The following is a 15091-nucleotide window of genomic DNA, read 5'->3' as shown; positions in this document are numbered from 1 at the left end:
TCTGGTCGTTTCATCACGGAACAGCCTCCTGATCGGTGTGCTGTGCATCACACGGTTGTGGTGCGCGCGGGACACATTAGGGAGAACGGGAGGCCCTGAACGGCAGAGCGTTCGACATTGTCGAATAGGCGTCAGATTCTCCTGAATCATGGCCCGTTACTGTCGGTCGGGTGCCGGGATATGTGCAGTCCGTCGAACGAGCGGCGGCGATCATGCGCCTGCTCGCGACCCGCGACCTGCGGCAACTGGGCGATCTGTCGTCGGCGCTGGGACTGAGCAAGAGCACCGTCCACGGCATCCTGCGGACCCTCGTCGAGGTCGGCCTCGCCGAGCAGGATCAGGCCACCGGGAGCTACCGGCTGGCGCCGAGCATCCTGGAGAACCGCTGGAAATCCATGGACCTCAACGAAATGCGAGCGCGCGCGACCAACTGGGTGGACGCGCTGGCAGCACGCACCCGGTTGTCGACGCGGCTGGTCGTGTTGCCGGACGTACCCGCCGCGGAGATCCAGACCGGCATCGTGTCGCACCACGTGTTCAGTGCGTCGCCGGCCCCGCAGCACGTCGAGATCGGCGAGGACGTCAACCTCGCGGCCACCGCGGAGGGCAAGATCCTGCTGGCCTTCGCGCCGTCCGGTGCGAACGTGCTGGACGGGTTGCGTCCGGTGGCCGCGACGGCACGGACGATCACCCGCACCAGCGCCCTGCGTGACGAGATCGATGCGACACGCAGCCGGGGGTTCGCCGTCGACGACGAGGAATCGGCCGTCCGCACCGCCGGTCTGGCGGTGCCGGTGCGCAGCCTCGGCGGAGTGGTGGTCGCCGCTCTCGGGGTGCGGGGCACTCCCGAAGACGTGCTGACACCGCGGCGGGCGCCCAGGGACGATCTGCTGGCCCCGCTCCGCGAGGCCGCCCGCGGCACCAGCCATGCGCTGATGGCAGAACGGTGGTAGCCCCGCCATGACCTCCCGATATGTGCTCAGCATCGATCAGGGCACGACCTCGACGCGCGCGATGGTCTTCGACCGGAACGGCCGGCTGGCCGGGATGGGGCAGCGCGAGCACCGGCAGATCTTCCCGCGGCCGGGGTGGGTCGAGCACGATGCCGCGCAGATCTGGGCGAACACCCGGCGCGTCATACCGCAGGCGCTCGCCGACCTGGGCATCTCGGTCGCCGACGTGGCAGCCGTCGGGGTGGCCAGCCAACGCGAGACGTTCGTGCTGTGGGAGCGGGACTCGGGGCGGCCGGTGTGCCCCGCGATCGTCTGGCAGGACACCCGGTCGCAGCTGATCGTCGACCGGCTGCTCGACGATCCCGGCGCGGACTTCTTCCGCAGCCGAGCGGGCATCCCGCCGGCGGCATACTTCACGGCGCCGCGTCTGTCCTGGCTGATGGAGACGCACCCCGACCTGCGCGTCCGAGCGCTGCGTGGGGAGCTGCTGATGGGCACCATGGAGACCTGGCTGATCTGGAACCTCACCGGTGGCCCGGACGGCGGGGTGCACGTCACCGACGTCACGAACGCCAGCCGCACGTTGCTGATGAACCTGAAGACCCTCGACTGGGATCCTGACCTGCTGGAGTTCTTCGACGTCCCCGAGGCGATCCTGCCCCGGATCGTGCCGTCCTCGAAGGTCGTCGGCACCGCCGTCGGTGGGCTCGCCGGCGTGCCGGTCGCGGCGGCAGTCGGGGACCAGCAGGGTGCGCTGTTCGGGCAGACCTGCTTCGACGCCGGCGAGGTCAAGTGCACGTACGGCACCGGGGCGTTCCTGCTGATGAACACCGGCGCCGACATCGTGACCTCGACGCACGGCATGCTGCCGACCGTGGCCTATCAGCTGGCCGACGGTTCGAAGGCCTACGCCCTGGAGGGCTCGATCGCCGTGGCCGGTGGTCTCGTGCAGTGGGTCCGCGACGGGCTGGGCCTGATCGAGTCGGCGCCGCAGATCGAGACCCTGGCCCGGACGGTGGACGACAGCGGCGGCTGCGTGGTCGTGCCCGCCTTCACCGGGTTGTTCTCGCCGTACTGGTCGTCCTCCGCGCGCGGTGTCATCTCCGGGCTGACCAGTTTCGTCACGGCGGGGCACCTGGCGCGCGCGGTGCTCGAGTCGTGCGCCTGGCAGACCAACGACGTGGTCGAGGCGATGGCGGCCGATGCCGGAGTTCCGTTGAAATCACTGCGGGTCGACGGGGGTATGACGTCCAACCACCTGCTGATGCAGCTGGTCGCCGACGTGCTCGACGTGTCGGTGGTGCGGCCGACCAGCAGCGAGACCGTCAGTCTCGGTGCCGCCTACCTGGCCGGCCTCGCGGTGGGCTACTGGCCGGACGTGCACGTGCTGCGGCGCAACTGGCACCGCGCCGGGCAGTGGGACCCGCAGCTGCGCAGCGAGCTGCGCGAGCAACAGCGCGCTGCGTGGCGCGCGGCGATCGTGCGCACCCTCGACGTGCGCGGGTGACCGCGGGGGTATGTCGCGACGAGGCTGACGGTCCGATTCACCGTTGACGGCCGAATTCGACCGTCAACGGTGAATCCGGCCGTCAGAGTCCCCGCGGCGCCGGGCCGGCGCCGCTCAGCCGGTCTGCAGGCTGCGGACCTCGAGCCCTTCCGGCTCCAGCGAGATCGACACGTCGATGCCGTCCACGACCAGGTCCAGCAGGTAGCGGCCCGGCATACGGCAGGTGATCCGCGCGGTCTGCAGCGACTTGCCGGCCAGGCCCGCGAGCACCTTGTTGACGTCGGAGGCCTCGGCGGTCAGCGCCCGCCCGCCCGGGGTGCGGCGGTAGACCGCATTGACCAGGCGCTCGGTCTCGGCCTTGCCGAGTTGCCGCGCGCGGCCGGTCTCCAGGGCCAGCACGCAGACCCGCTCCAGCTCCGGAAGCTGTTCCGGGTCAACGCTTCCGGCGGATGCGGCCTCGACCAGCCCGTCATACGGCCCGCGTCGCTCGGGCGGCAGGACAGCGGCAAAGGCGGTGGCCACCTCAGCGATGGCCACCGCCTCTGCCTCAGCGAGCTCGAACGGCTCGTCGGTCATCAGTGTCCGGCGGACTTGCGCTCGGCCTCGGCGAAGATCGCCTCGGCCTCGTGCTCGAAGCTGCCGGTCTCGATCGGGCAGTGGATGCCGCACTCCTTGGGAGCGCCGGTCTCCCACCACCAGCGGCCGGCGCGGTCGTTCTCGCCGGGCTCGATCGCGCGGGTGCAGGGGCCGCAGCCGAAGCTGGTGTAACCCTTGGCGTAGAGCGGGTGGACCGGAACATCGTTGTCCGCGATGTAGGCCTTGACCTCGTCGCCCTCCCAGTCGGCCAACGCGTTGATCTTCACGATGCCCTCGTGGTCGTGGTCGAGCTCGACCTTCTTGATCGCGGCGCGCGATGCCCACTGGTCACGGCGCAGCCCGGTGAACCAGGCGTCCAGCCCCTGCAGGGCCTTGACCAGCGGACGGACCTTGCGGATCTGGCAGCACAGCATCCGCTCCTCCACCGAGTTGCGGAAGAGGTTGACGCCACGGCGGTTCACCATCGCCTCCACCTCGGAGGAGTCCGGGAACAGCACGTCCCACTGCGTCCGCGGGTACCGCGAGCGCACCTCGTCGATGAACTGGTAGGTCTCGTCGGGCAGTCGGCCGGTGTCGACGGTGATCACCCTCACGTCCGGTTTGATCTGGGCGGCCATGTCGAGCACGGCCATCCCGTCCTCCTGCAGGGCCGTGACGATCGCGACGCGGTCGCCGAAGGTCTCCAGGGCCCACTCGATGACGTCCTCGGGCTCCTGGTCGTCGAGCTCGACGGCGATCTCGCCGATCTCCAGGTCGTCGAAGACGACGCGCTCATCCTCGGTGCTCGGTGCGAGGCTCAGTGTCATGCCATGTCCTTTCGTATGCCGTAGCCGAAGTGGTGTGCCGTGTTGCGCGTCGCTCAGCCGCCGGAGAGGGCGGTGATGACCACGATGTCGGCACCGGGCTGGACGGCGGTGTTCATGCCGTCGAGGTTGCGGACGTCCTCGTCGCCGATGGCGATCAGGAAGGCCTTGTCGACGGTGCCTTCGGGCATCACCGTCTCCTTGAACCCGGGGAAGCGCTTCGCGACGATGGCCAGTGCCTCGCCGACGGTCGGAGCCTGCACCTCGATGCGGTCCTCGCCGTCCACCAGGGGCAGCAGCGGTCCGGGGACGCGCACGCCGACACTGGTGTCGGGCGACGCGTTGGCAACGTCGATGCCCTGGGCGACGGCGATCAGCTCGTCGTCGGTGTGGCCGTTGCAGAAGTCGCCGAGAGTGAAGTTGAAGTCGCCCTTGTCGGCACGCTCCTTCAGCCACGCACCGACCAGCCGGTCCATGACGCCGTTGATCTCGTGCGTCGGCACCCGGCGCATCAACCGGCGGCCGATGGCGCTGCGCGAGCCGAGCCCCCCGCCGACGGTCAGGTCGTAGGCCTCGATGCGCTCGTCCGAGCCGTCGACGCGGGTCGTCGTGCCCTGCAGGCCGATCTCGCCGACCCAGTGCTGCGCACAGGCGTGCGGACAACCGTCGACGTGGATCGCCAGGTCGCCGATCGGGCCGGCGCCGTAGCTGTCGGTGAGCTCGTCGAGGATCTCCTCCAGCTTGCCCTTGGTCTCGGCGACCGAGTAGTTGCAGAACCGGTGGCTGGTGCACGCGATCGAGCGGCCGAACGCCCGGCCCCGGTCCAGGTCGAAACCGATGTCGCGCAACGTGTTCCGGACATCGTCGATCCGGGACTCGGGGATGTTGCCCAGCAGGAAGTTCTGCTGCCGGGTGAAGCGGACGTCGCCGCCGTAGCTCTCGACCAGGTCGGCGATCGCCTCCAGCTGAGCGCCGGAGATGCGGCCGGATGAGACCGGCACGCCGGCATACAGCAGGCCCGGCTGAGCCTGCGGGTGGACGCCGAGGTGGTCGGTGTCGGCCGTCGGCTCGGGCGCTACGCCGTCCTCCAGCGGGCGGCCGAGGGCGGCTTCGATCCGCTGGCGCATGCCCTCCGGGCCGTAGTCGTCCATCATGAACTTGATGCGGGCCTTCGCCCGGGAGATGCGGTAACGCAGGTCGCGCTGCCAGGCGTTGGTGACCGCCTCGAGGACCTCGACGGTCTCCTCGCGGGGGATGAACACACCGACGTCACGCGAGATGCGCGGGGTGTTCGTCATACCTCCGCCGATGCGGAGCGTGAAACCCTCGCGGCCGTCCTTGCGGACGGCGATCAGCGCGACGTCGGAGATCTCCGGGGCGTTGCACTGCGACTCGCAGGCCGAGATCGTGTACTTGTGCTTGCGCGGCAGGTTGGAGAACTCCGGGTTGCCGTAGAAGTGGTCGGCCACCTCGCGGATCACCGGCGTCACGTCGAAGGCTTCGCCCTCGGCCAGCCCGGTGACCGGGCACCCGGTGATGTTGCGGACGGTGTCGCCCTCGCCGCCGTTGGTGGTGAGACCGGCCGCCTCGATCCGCTCCATGACCTCGGGCAGCTTCGCCAGCTCGACCCAGTGCAGCTGGATGCCCTGGCGGGTCGTCAGCTCGGCCTCGCCGCGCCCGTAGTCGTTCGAGATCTGGGCCAGCGCGCGCACCTGCGCCGCGTTGACCAGGCCACCCGCGACCTTGATGCGCACCATGAACGTGCCGATCTTCGGCTTGTCGTGCGCCAGCGCCCACCAGTAGAGGCGGACGATGTCCTCCTCTGGGATATCCTCGTAACCGCGAGCGATCAGCTCGGGCAGCTCTTCGCGCACGTTCATCGGCGGGCGGTCCCGCTTCAGTCGCTCGATGTAGTTGCGCTTGTAAACCAGGTCCCAGTCGGGCGCTGGCCGATCGGCGCGCGAGCGTCGGGGCCGAGCCGTCACGGCAGTCATGGTTACCTCTCCGAGCGGTTGGTTAACTGAACGTGATTAGAAAGATAACCATCCGGCATGGGAGCGCGTCAAAGCGTCTCACTCTGTAGACACTCGTTCCGGAACGCGGCCCGGGATCACCAGGTGACGGTGAACGACCCCTTGTCGGTGATCGGGCTGACGGCATACGCCGTGCCGGGGATCGTCCACCCGTGGTCCGCCGACTCCTCCCAGCCCTGCGCGGGCAGGTGCGTGCCCCACCAGGCCTCGATGTCGGTGGGCAGGTAGGTGATGCGGACCGTCCGGGTGCGGTCGGTCTCCGCGGTCACCTCCCAGGTGAGGCCCTCGGGCACCGGCACGGTGCGTTGACCGTCGAGCGGGATCGCACCGGACCGGTCGGTGGGGGTGCTGCTGCTGGACGTGCTGCTGCTCGACGACCCCTGGGTCCCTCCGGCGCTGAGGGCGGTGCGGGTCGTCGACGAGCTCGGCGGCGTCGTGGTCGTGCTGGTCGACGTCGTCGTCGTGGTGGTCGTCGTCAGCGGCTGCGACTGCGTGCCCACTTGGTTGTCCGGCGTCGCCTGCCCCATGTGGGGTGTCTCCCCCGCGGTCGTGCTCGGTGTCGTCTGCGTCGGCGGCGCAACACTGACCACACCCGTCGACGCGGCCGTCGTCACCGGGTGCAGCGCGGTGGTCGTGTGCTGCTGCGAAGGATGTATGGCGAGCGCCACCACCCCGACCGCCGCGGCCGCGGCGGCGAGGATGCCGATGCCGGACACCACTTTGCGGACGCGCCCGGGCCGCGCGGGCTCGCGCAGCAACGCGGCGACCGCGTCCTCGCGGTCGGTGTCGAGGTCGTGCGGACCGATCTGCTCGGCCTTGGCGGTGAAGGCCGCCCGGAGGCGACGCTCCAGGTCGTCGTCATCGTGGTGCTGACTCATCGGATGCGCCTCCTTCGGCCATGATCTGTGCCAGAGCGGTCATTGCCCGGCTTGCTTGTGATTTCACAGTTCCCTTGCTGATCCCGAGGGCGGCGGCGATCTCCGCCTCGGACATGTCGGACCAGTAGCGCAGCACCAGGACCTCGCGTTGCCGCGGTGGCAGCTGGTCGACCGCGCGCAGCACCTGCTGGTGTTCCTCGGCCAGCAGCACCTCGCTGTCGGCCGGTGGTGCGATCTCCGGCTCGGCGACCTTGAGGTGCGCGCGCACCGTGCGGCGGCGGCGCAGCATCGAGCGGGACTGGTTGACCACGGCCCGCCGCAGGTAGCCCACGGCCGCCCCCGAGTCGCGCAGCGCCGCCCGGTTGCGGTGCATCCCGAGGAACGCCTCCTGCACGACGTCCTCGGCGCTGGCCAGGTCGTCGACGAGCAACCGCGCCAGCCGCACCATCTGCAGGTGGTGCGTGCGGTAGAGCTCGGCCAGGTCGACCGAGTCGTCGGCGGTCATCGCGCCGCGGGTGGCCGCAGATCCACGGTCACGGATCCGACCTCCCACGCGATACGGCCTCTCGGCATACACGGCGGGTGCGCTCACCGTCATGAGGCCCCGACCCCTCGCTCCGACCTTAACCAGTGATCGCGTCGATGGGTAACGCAGCGCGGGGAGGGAGCCCGAAGGCCCCGCCCTGCCGCCCCTGCGTCACGTCTCATGGTGGGAAGACGTTCGAGCGGCGCCGAGGTTGCCTGGCCGGTGGTATGACGCGGCTCACTCCACCTGCAAGAACGCGTCCGCCCGGTCGCGGGACGCCCGGATCAGCTCGGCATTGCGCTCGTCCGGGCCGAGGGCCAGGTCGGTCGCCTCCTGCATGGTGGCGCCGTACCTGCGGCGGCGAGCGATCAGCCAGTCCAGCCGCAGCTGGTCGGGCGTGTCGACATACCAGACCGCGTCGAGCAGCCCGGGCAGCTCCGACCACGGTTCGTCGGGCGACAGCAGGTAGTTGCCCTCGGTGATGACCAGACGGGTCTGCGGTGCGACCTCGATCGACCCGGCGACCGGATCCTCCAGGGTCCGCTCGAAGGCGGGCGCCCAGACCGACCAGCGTCGTTCGCGGCGGATCCGCTCGATCAGCGCCACGTACCCGGCCCCGTCGAAGGTGTGCGGCGCGCCCTTCTCCGGCGCCCAGCCGCGCGCCTCCAGCACCGCCTGCGCCAGATGGAAGCCGTCCATCGGCACCACCACCGTGGGCACGCCGCTGGCGGTGCAGCGCCGGGCGAGGGTCTTGGCGGCCGTCGACTTGCCCGCGCCCGGAGCGCCGGTGATCCCGACGATCACCCGGTCCGTGCCGTCGGCGAGCCGGGTCAGTGCACGGACGGCCCGGTCGGGATTGAGTTCGCGGATCGACGTCACGGGCAGGACTTTGCGGCATTCCGGGTCTTTGCACAAGCGGTGCTACCGTTTTCGGCGGACGCTCAGGCCGAGCGTCCGAGGTGCGAGCAGGGGAAGCCGGTGTGACTCCGGCGCTGACCCGCAGCCGTGAACGACCCGACGTCGTGAGCCGGAACACCTGCGCCACCGGAAGACCGACAACGACTGCCGCGGACTGCAGTCTCGGGCGATTCTCGGGTCGCGCGTGGCGTTCCGCGGTCCGAAAGGATCCACCCCGTATGCCCGCCGCACCCCGCCGGTTGATGCGTTCGGCTGCCGCCGGCGCGCTCGCGATCTCTGCGAGCGGGGTGCTGTATGCCGGGACGGCGGCGCCGGCTCGCGCGGCCGGCTACAACGGCTACTGCACCTCCAGCACGGGCGTGACCGTGGTGGTGGACTTCCGGAGCCTGGGTGGGGGAGTCGCGGTGCGGTGCGCGCCCGTCCGCAGCGGCGCGACCGGGCTGGACGCGTTGCAGGCCGCAGGGGTCCCGGTCACGATGGCGGCCCGGCAGCCCGGTTTCGTCTGCCGGCTCTACGGGAAGCCCGCCTCCGACCCGTGTGTCAACGCCTCCCCGACGACCGCCTACTGGAGCTACTGGCACGCCCCGAACGGCGGCGCCTGGAGCTACAGCAGCGAGGGTGCCGCGAGCCACCACGTCATCCCGGGCGGGTTCGAGGGCTGGGCCTTCTCCACCGGCAGCAAGGTCGCCCCGGGTGTGGCCCCGGTCCGCCCGGCGCCGAAACCGAAGCCGACCGCCACCCACACGACGACCCGGCCGCCCGCACCGCCTCGTCATACGACCACCACCGCGCCGCCCCGGCACACGACCACCACTGCGCCGCCGTCCACGACCGCGGCGAGGCACGACCCGGCGCCGTCCGCCCACAGCAGCACCGCGCACCGGTCACGTCCGTCCTCGACCGCACCGGCGACGGCCCACACGTCGCACACCACGTCGTCGAGTCGTGCCGCGAAGAAGTCGCGGCGAGCGAGCGGCACGTCGACCTCGGCCTCGGCCGCGGGTTCGGCGTCGAGCGGTTCGACGTCCGGCGGCGCCGTCGCCGCGGGCGGCGCGAGGCTGGCGGACAGCGACAGGCTGATCAACGAGTCCGACAAGTCCAGCAGCATCAACGCCACCACCGCCGTCGGCGGCGGCGTGCTCGCGGTGCTGGCGATCGGCGGGGCCGCGGTCGCGATCATCCGTCGGCGCAACCTCGGGTGAAGCGGCTGCGGGCTCCGGTCCACCCCCTCGCCTGGTGGCTCTGGGCGATCGGCTTGGCCGTGGCGGCGTCGTTCACCACGAACCCGCTGCTGCTCTTGCTGCTCATCGGGGTTTCCTGCTTCGTGGTGGTGGCCCGCCGCGGCAACGCCCCGTGGGCGCGGTCGCTGCGCGTCTATCTGGCCCTCGGTGCCTTCATCGTCGTCATCCGCGTCCTGTTCCGGTGTCTGCTCGGAGCCGTCGGGACCGGACCGGTGCTGGTCGACCTGCCGCGGATCCCGCTGCCCGACTGGGCGGCCGGCATCACCCTGCTGGGCCCGGTGCACCTGTCCGACCTGCTCGACGGCCTGTATGACGGCCTCCACCTCGCGGCGATGGTCATCTGCGTCGGCGCCGCCAACTCGTTGGCGAACCCGAAGCGACTGCTCAAGGTGGTGCCGATCAGCCTCTACGACATCGGGACCGTCGTGGTGGTCGCCGTCTCGGTGTTCCCGCAGCTGGCGGAGAGCATCGCGCGGGTGCGACGCGCGCAACGGCTGCGGCCGGCGCCGGGGGGACGGTGGCACCTGGTGCGGCGGATGATCGTGCCCGTGCTCGGCGATGCGCTCGACCGGTCGCTGCTGCTCGCGGCGGCGATGGATTCGCGGGGGTACGGCCGCCGCGGGGCGACCCCGCCGCGGACCCGCCGGGCCGTCGCCGTGCTGACGCTGGTCGGCCTGATCGCCGTCTGCATCGGGATCTTCGGTGTGCTGGACGGGCAGGCGGCCGCCGTGTTCCGCTGGCCCGCCTTCGTGTTCGGCGCACTGCTGGCTGCGGCCGGGCTGGCCTTCACCGCACGCGAACGCACGGTCACGCGGTATCGGCCCGACCCGTTCGACCTCGCGGCGTGGGGTGTGTCGGCCAGCGGGCTCGCCGCGGGCGTGCTGATGCTGCTGGCGACGAAGTACGCTCCGGCACACCTGAGTACGTCGACCGACCCGGTGCAATGGCCGATCGTGGACCTGCTGCCGTTGCTCGCCGCCGTGGTCGGGCTGGTCGCGGTGGTGGTTTCGCCGCCGCGCGCCATACAGGATCAGGAGGTGCCGGCGTGATCGAGCTGACCGACGTGTCGGTGCGGTACGACGACAGCCGCCCGCCCGAACTGGCGGACGTCGACCTGGTGGTCGAGGAAGGCGAGCTCGCGCTCGTCGTGGGGCGCACCGGCGCCGGGAAGTCCACTCTGCTGGGGACCGTCAACGGGCTGGTGCCGCATTTCACCGGGGGGCGGTTGTCCGGTCGGGTGATCGTCGGCGGACTGGACACCCGCGACCATCCGCCGCGCGAGATGGCGGAGGTCGTCGGCCGGGTCGGGCAGGATCCGTTGGCCGGCTTCGTCGCCGACACGGCGGAGGAGGAACTCGCCTACGGCATGGAGCAGTTGGGCGTTCCGCCGGCAACCATGCGCAAGCGCGTCGAGGAGACGCTCGACCTGCTGGGGATCGCCGAGCTGCGCAGCCGCTCACTGGCGACGCTGTCGGGTGGGCAGCAGCAGCGCGTCGCGATCGGAGCCGCCCTGGTGACCTCGCCCTCGGTGCTCGTGCTGGATGAGCCGACCTCGGCGCTCGATCCGGGCGCGGCCGAAGAGGTGCTCGCGGCGATCACCCGTCTCGTCCACGATCTGGGCACGACCGTCGTGATGGCCGAACACCGGCTGGAACGCGCTGTGCAGTATGCCGATTCGCTGATCGTCCTGCCGGGCGACGGCGTCGTACGCAGCGGCGACCCGGCGACCCTGATGATCGACTCACCGGTTGCGCCGCCCGTGGTCGGGCTCGGCCGGCTCTGCTCGTGGGCGCCGTTGGCGTTGTCGGTGCGGGACGCACGGCGCGCTGCGCGGCCGCTGCGGTCATCGCTGCGGGCGCCGGCGGCACGCACCCGCTCGGCGGGTGACGTGGCGCTCGCCGCGCGTGGTGTGACGGTGCGGTACGGCGCGAACGTCGCGGTGCGCGGGGTCGACCTGGATCTGGCCGAGGGCACGGTGACCGCGCTGATGGGGCGCAACGGGTCGGGGAAGTCATCCCTGCTGTGGGCACTGCAGGGGAGCGGCGCGCGTGCGGGCGGCTCGGTGCTGGTCGACGGGGTGGAGACGGCGGGAGCCACGGGTGCGGTGGCTCTGGTCCCGCAGACGGCGGCCGACCTGCTCTATCTCGAGACCGTCGGCGAGGAGTGCGCGGTCGCGGGACCGGCCGCGCGGGACCTGCTGGACCGGCTCGCGCCGGGGATCCCCGACCGGCAGAATCCGCGCGATCTGTCGGAGGGCCAACGGCTCTCGCTGGTGCTGGCGATCCAGCTCGCCGGTGACCCGGGTGTGCTCCTGCTGGACGAGCCGACGCGTGGTCTGGACTACCTGGCCAAGGAGAGACTCACCGAACAGCTGGACCTGCTCGCTCGTGGCGGGCACGCGGTCCTGGTGGCCACCCACGACGTCGAGTTCGTCGCCGGTCTGGCCGATCGGGTGGTCGTGCTGGCGGACGGCGATGTGATCGCCGACGGGCCGACCGCCGAGGTGGTCGCATCATCGCCGATCTTCGCGCCACAGGTGGCGAAAGTGTTGGCACCGGAGCCTTTCCTGACGGTCGGTGACGTCGCGGTGGCGCTCGAGGGCTCCGCGTGAACCCGGTGACCGACCGCGCCGCCCCCGACCGGCCGGCCGATCTGGTGGCGCGGCTGGGCGGCTCCGCGGTGCCCGTGGGTTTGCGGTCCGCGGTCGTCCTCGTGCTGGTCTCGATCGCCGGGCTGGCGATGTTCTGCTGGCCGCTGCTGACCCGGCACGCTGCCACCGACACGGCCCACGTGACCGACGCGCCGATCATCTTCGCGGTGACGCTGCCGCTGCTGGTCGTCGTCGTACTCGCCGAATTCGCCGATGGCGGCATGGATTCCAAGGCGCTGGCGATGCTCGGCGTGCTGTCGGCGGTCGATGCCGCGTTGCGGCCGACCGGTGGCGGCACCGGGGGTATCGAGACGGTGTTCTTCCTGCTGATCCTCGCCGGGCGGGTGTTCGGGCCGGGTTTCGGCTTCGTGCTGGGGTGCACGTCCCTCTTCGCGTCGGCGTTGCTGACCGCCGGGGTCGGTCCCTGGCTGCCGTTCCAGATGCTCTGCTCGGCCTGGATCGGGATGGGCGCCGGACTGCTGCCACGCCGCGTCCGCGGGCGGCGCGAGATCGTCATGCTGGTCGGCTACGGCGTGTTGGTGGCGTATCTCTTCGGGGCGTTGATGAACCTCTACGGCTGGCCGTTCCTCGCCGGCACGGACATCTCGGGGCACGCGAATCTGGCCTATGTTCCGGGGGATTCGCTGTGGTCCAACCTGCACCGCTTCCTCGTCTACACCCTCGTGACCTCGACCGGTGGATGGGACACCGGACGGGCCATCACCAACGCGATAGCCATCGCCCTCCTGGGCCGCCCCGTGCTGACGCTGCTGCGCCGCGCGGCCCGCCGCGCGTCATACGACCCCATCCGCACCGACGCCTGACCGCAACCCAGTCAGCAGACGACCACCCCGCCCGCACCCCGCGCACCCCGCCCACCCAATTCAGCGACAGGCCCAGTAATGACCGAGAGGCTCACTCATGGGTGCGATTCTGTGCGCCGGAGGGCGGTATTTGTGAGCCCGTCGGTGGTTATGTGAGCCTGTCGGCTGGGGGTGGGGTCACATCTCTTCGTGGGTGTTGGGGTCGCCGCCGAAGAGCCGGCCGTCCGGCTTGGCCAGTCCGGTGATGGCGGCCATCTCGGCGTCGGTCAGCTCGAACCCGAGAATGTCGAGGTTGTCCGCTTGGCGCTGCGGGGTCGCGGACTTGGGCAGCGGCAGCGACCCGAGCTGGTAGTGCCAGCGCAGGATGACCTGACCGGGTGTGACGTCGTGGGCGGTCGCCGCATCCGCGACCGGCGGCTCGCCGAACGGTGCCTGGCGCCTGCCCATCGGGCTCCACGCCTCGGTGCGGATCCCCAGGTCGGCGTTGACCTTTCGCATCTCCACCTGCGGGAAGTAGGGGTGCAGCTCGATCTGGTTCACCGCCGGGGTGACCCCGGTGTCGTCGATGATCCGGCGCAGCTGCTCCTGGGTGAAGTTGGAGACGCCGATCGTCGTCACCAACCCCTCCCGCTGCGCGGTCACCAGGGCGCGCCACGCCTCGACGTACTTGTCGACGCTCGGATTCGGCCAGTGGATCAGGTGCACATCGATGTGGTCGAGCTGCATCACCTCGAGGGACGCGCGGATCGACGCCAGGGCATCGTCATACCCGTGGTGCCGGCCGGGGATCTTGCTCTGGATCCGCACCTCGTCGCGCGGTACCCCGGAACGGCGGAGTGCCTCGCCGACCTCGGGTTCGTTCTCGTAATTGACTGCGGTGTCGAGCAATCGGTAGCCGGCGTCGAGGGCACTCCGGATCGCGGTGAGGCCGTCCTCGTCCCTCAGCGGGTAGGTGCCGAAGCCGATCGCCGGAAGGGTCGTGCCGTCGTTGAGGGTGTATGTCGGGAGGCTCATCGCCACCACGCTACGCGTCGAGCGCGCCGGTTGCGAGATCGGTGAACGCCGCACGAGCGACGTCCGCGGGGAATGCGCCCGCCATGCCCTCCGGGGTGGTGTTGGTCAGCGCGACGACCACGGTGCGGGTCGCGGGATCGATCGCCCAGGAATGTCCGTAGGCGCCGCCCCAGTGGACCGAGTCGATCGGCAGGCCGTAGAGCGGAGCGGTGTCCGGTGACGTGACCGCCCAGCCGCGGGCGAAGGAGTCGTGCAGCGTCGTCCCGACCAGCTGCCGACCGATCCGGGCCGCGTACATCTCGGTGACCGTGCGCGAGGTGAGGATCGGGTCGCCGCCGAGGGCGACCGACTCCAGGAACCGCAGCACGTCGCCCGCGGTTCCGGCAGCGCCAGCGCCGCCCGACGGCCACTGGGTGTGGTCGAAGATCCGCTCCGGAGAGAACCGAACAACGTTGAAGTCGTTGGGGATCGGCTCGTCGGTGATCGGGATGAGGCCATCGCTGTACGCCGTCGCCACCTGCGCCAACTCACCGACGGAGAAGCCGAAGCTGTGCAGTTGCAGGGGGCGGCACACGATCTGGTCGACTGCCTTCGGCAACGTCGTGCCGGTCACCGACTCGATGAGCGCGCCGAGCACGTCATACGCGAGGGAGTAGCGGAACTCGGTGCCGGGCACCGCCCGCAGCGTGGTCCGCGCGATCCGGTCCAGGTTCTGCTGCAGGGTGAGATCGGTGCGGTCCAGCCCGTCGGAGACCTCGAGCCGGTCGTAGTCGCTGCCGGGCGGCTCGCTCATCCGGTAGGAGAGACCCGCCGTGTGCGTGAGCAGGTTGTCGACCGTGATGTCCGGCACCGACCCGTCGGCGAGCCTCGGCCGAAAATCGCCCAGCCAGCGATGGATCGGGGAGGTCAGGTCCAGGTCTCCGGCCTCGACCAGGTGCATCGTGGTGACGGCGATGACCGGCTTGGTCACCGAGGCGAGACGGAACACCGTGCCCCGCCGCATGGGCGTCTCCGACGCCAGATCGGCCAGACCCGCGGCCTGGTCGTGCACCGGATGCCCGTCACGGCTGATCAGCACCACCGCGCCGGCGATGCGCCGGCCACTGATGGCGGCGTCGACCGCGCGGGTGACTCCGGGGAGCGTCAT

14 protein-coding genes and 1 riboswitch are annotated in these 15091 nt (G+C 70.7%); of the genes, 6 read left to right on the top strand and 8 right to left on the bottom strand.

Annotation, left to right across the window (positions count from 1 at the left end):
* The first annotated feature begins 170 nt into the window (after nucleotides 1–170).
* Together FHU39_RS15620 and glpK are read left to right on the top strand one after the other, a co-directional pair.
* Complete coding sequence (locus FHU39_RS15620; RefSeq protein ID WP_183321502.1) at nucleotides 171–953, top strand: IclR family transcriptional regulator domain-containing protein; 783 nt, start codon at nucleotides 171–173, stop codon at nucleotides 951–953.
* A 7-nt stretch (nucleotides 954–960) separates the two neighbouring features.
* On the top strand, nucleotides 961–2460 hold the full coding sequence (gene glpK, locus FHU39_RS15615; protein WP_183321501.1) for a glycerol kinase GlpK: 1500 nt from the start codon (nucleotides 961–963) through the stop codon (nucleotides 2458–2460).
* Nucleotides 2461–2574: 114 nt separating this feature from the next.
* On the opposite strand, the gene FHU39_RS15610 is transcribed toward glpK, so the two are convergent.
* The 6 genes from FHU39_RS15610 to FHU39_RS15585 form a co-directional block, all read right to left on the bottom strand.
* Nucleotides 2575–3036, bottom strand: coding sequence for a hypothetical protein (locus FHU39_RS15610; RefSeq protein ID WP_183321500.1), 462 nt, complete (start codon nucleotides 3034–3036; stop codon nucleotides 2575–2577).
* On the bottom strand, nucleotides 3036–3863 hold the full coding sequence (locus tag FHU39_RS15605; protein ID WP_183321499.1) for a phosphoadenylyl-sulfate reductase: 828 nt from the start codon (nucleotides 3861–3863) through the stop codon (nucleotides 3036–3038). Before FHU39_RS15605 ends, FHU39_RS15610 begins: the two co-directional genes overlap by 1 nt.
* A gap of 53 nt (nucleotides 3864–3916) precedes the next feature.
* Nucleotides 3917–5854: a MoaD/ThiS family protein gene (locus FHU39_RS15600; protein WP_183321498.1), complete on the bottom strand. Its 1938-nt coding sequence runs from the start codon at nucleotides 5852–5854 to the stop codon at nucleotides 3917–3919.
* A 116-nt stretch (nucleotides 5855–5970) separates the two neighbouring features.
* Nucleotides 5971–6771 carry a hypothetical protein gene (locus FHU39_RS15595; RefSeq protein WP_183321497.1) on the bottom strand — a complete coding sequence of 267 codons (801 nt, stop codon included), beginning with the start codon at nucleotides 6769–6771 and terminating at the stop codon, nucleotides 5971–5973.
* Entirely contained in the window at nucleotides 6752–7276 is a 525-nt protein-coding gene (locus tag FHU39_RS15590; RefSeq protein ID WP_246336587.1) for an RNA polymerase sigma factor, read from the bottom strand. The genes FHU39_RS15595 and FHU39_RS15590 overlap by 20 nt, the downstream gene beginning before the upstream one ends.
* A gap of 258 nt (nucleotides 7277–7534) precedes the next feature.
* Entirely contained in the window at nucleotides 7535–8176 is a 642-nt protein-coding gene (locus FHU39_RS15585) for a nucleoside/nucleotide kinase family protein (RefSeq protein WP_343065937.1), read from the bottom strand.
* Between the two features lie 41 nt (nucleotides 8177–8217).
* Nucleotides 8218–8355, top strand: a riboswitch (cobalamin riboswitch).
* Nucleotides 8356–8433: 78 nt separating this feature from the next.
* Between FHU39_RS15585 and FHU39_RS15580 the strand changes: the two genes are divergently transcribed.
* The 4 genes from FHU39_RS15580 to FHU39_RS15565 are packed head-to-tail and all read left to right on the top strand — an operon-like array spanning nucleotide 8434 to nucleotide 12930.
* A complete protein-coding gene (locus tag FHU39_RS15580) occupies nucleotides 8434–9417 on the top strand; it encodes a hypothetical protein (protein ID WP_183321495.1) in 984 nt (327 codons plus the stop codon).
* On the top strand, nucleotides 9414–10505 hold the full coding sequence (locus tag FHU39_RS15575) for an energy-coupling factor transporter transmembrane component T family protein (RefSeq protein ID WP_183321494.1): 1092 nt from the start codon (nucleotides 9414–9416) through the stop codon (nucleotides 10503–10505). The genes FHU39_RS15580 and FHU39_RS15575 overlap by 4 nt, the downstream gene beginning before the upstream one ends.
* Nucleotides 10502–12067 (top strand): ATP-binding cassette domain-containing protein, encoded by a 1566-nt coding sequence (locus tag FHU39_RS15570; protein WP_183321493.1) that lies wholly within the window; start codon nucleotides 10502–10504, stop codon nucleotides 12065–12067. The genes FHU39_RS15575 and FHU39_RS15570 overlap by 4 nt, the downstream gene beginning before the upstream one ends.
* Nucleotides 12068–12072: 5 nt before the next feature.
* On the top strand, nucleotides 12073–12930 hold the full coding sequence (locus FHU39_RS15565) for an ECF transporter S component (protein WP_343065936.1): 858 nt from the start codon (nucleotides 12073–12075) through the stop codon (nucleotides 12928–12930).
* 177 nt (nucleotides 12931–13107) lie between these two features.
* On the opposite strand, the gene FHU39_RS15560 is transcribed toward FHU39_RS15565, so the two are convergent.
* Both FHU39_RS15560 and FHU39_RS15555 read right to left on the bottom strand, forming a co-directional pair.
* Nucleotides 13108–13944 (bottom strand): aldo/keto reductase, encoded by an 837-nt coding sequence (locus tag FHU39_RS15560; protein ID WP_183321492.1) that lies wholly within the window; start codon nucleotides 13942–13944, stop codon nucleotides 13108–13110.
* Between the two features lie 10 nt (nucleotides 13945–13954).
* Entirely contained in the window at nucleotides 13955–15091 is a 1137-nt protein-coding gene (locus FHU39_RS15555) for a serine hydrolase domain-containing protein (RefSeq protein ID WP_183321491.1), read from the bottom strand.

Origin of the sequence: Flexivirga oryzae, assembly GCF_014190805.1 — a bacterium.
GTDB lineage: Bacteria > Actinomycetota > Actinomycetes > Actinomycetales > Dermatophilaceae > Flexivirga > Flexivirga oryzae.
The sequence above is the reverse complement of the archived record's forward strand: the minus strand, read 5'-3'. Positions and strand labels throughout refer to the sequence as shown.

What these genes read in the sequence shown, in the direction of transcription:
- FHU39_RS15555 (WP_183321491.1), bottom strand. Translation starts at nt 15,091, where the DNA reads ATGACGCTCCCCGGAGTCACCCGCGCGGTCGACGCCGCCATCAGTGGC.
- FHU39_RS15610 (WP_183321500.1), bottom strand. Translation starts at nt 3,036, where the DNA reads ATGACCGACGAGCCGTTCGAGCTCGCTGAGGCAGAGGCGGTGGCCATC.
- FHU39_RS15560 (WP_183321492.1), bottom strand. Translation starts at nt 13,944, where the DNA reads ATGAGCCTCCCGACATACACCCTCAACGACGGCACGACCCTTCCGGCG.
- FHU39_RS15580 (WP_183321495.1), top strand. Translation starts at nt 8,434, where the DNA reads ATGCCCGCCGCACCCCGCCGGTTGATGCGTTCGGCTGCCGCCGGCGCG.
- FHU39_RS15595 (WP_183321497.1), bottom strand. Translation starts at nt 6,771, where the DNA reads ATGAGTCAGCACCACGATGACGACGACCTGGAGCGTCGCCTCCGGGCG.
- FHU39_RS15605 (WP_183321499.1), bottom strand. Translation starts at nt 3,863, where the DNA reads ATGACACTGAGCCTCGCACCGAGCACCGAGGATGAGCGCGTCGTCTTC.
- FHU39_RS15600 (WP_183321498.1), bottom strand. Translation starts at nt 5,854, where the DNA reads ATGACTGCCGTGACGGCTCGGCCCCGACGCTCGCGCGCCGATCGGCCA.
- glpK (WP_183321501.1), top strand. Translation starts at nt 961, where the DNA reads ATGACCTCCCGATATGTGCTCAGCATCGATCAGGGCACGACCTCGACG.
- FHU39_RS15590 (WP_246336587.1), bottom strand. Translation starts at nt 7,276, where the DNA reads ATGACCGCCGACGACTCGGTCGACCTGGCCGAGCTCTACCGCACGCAC.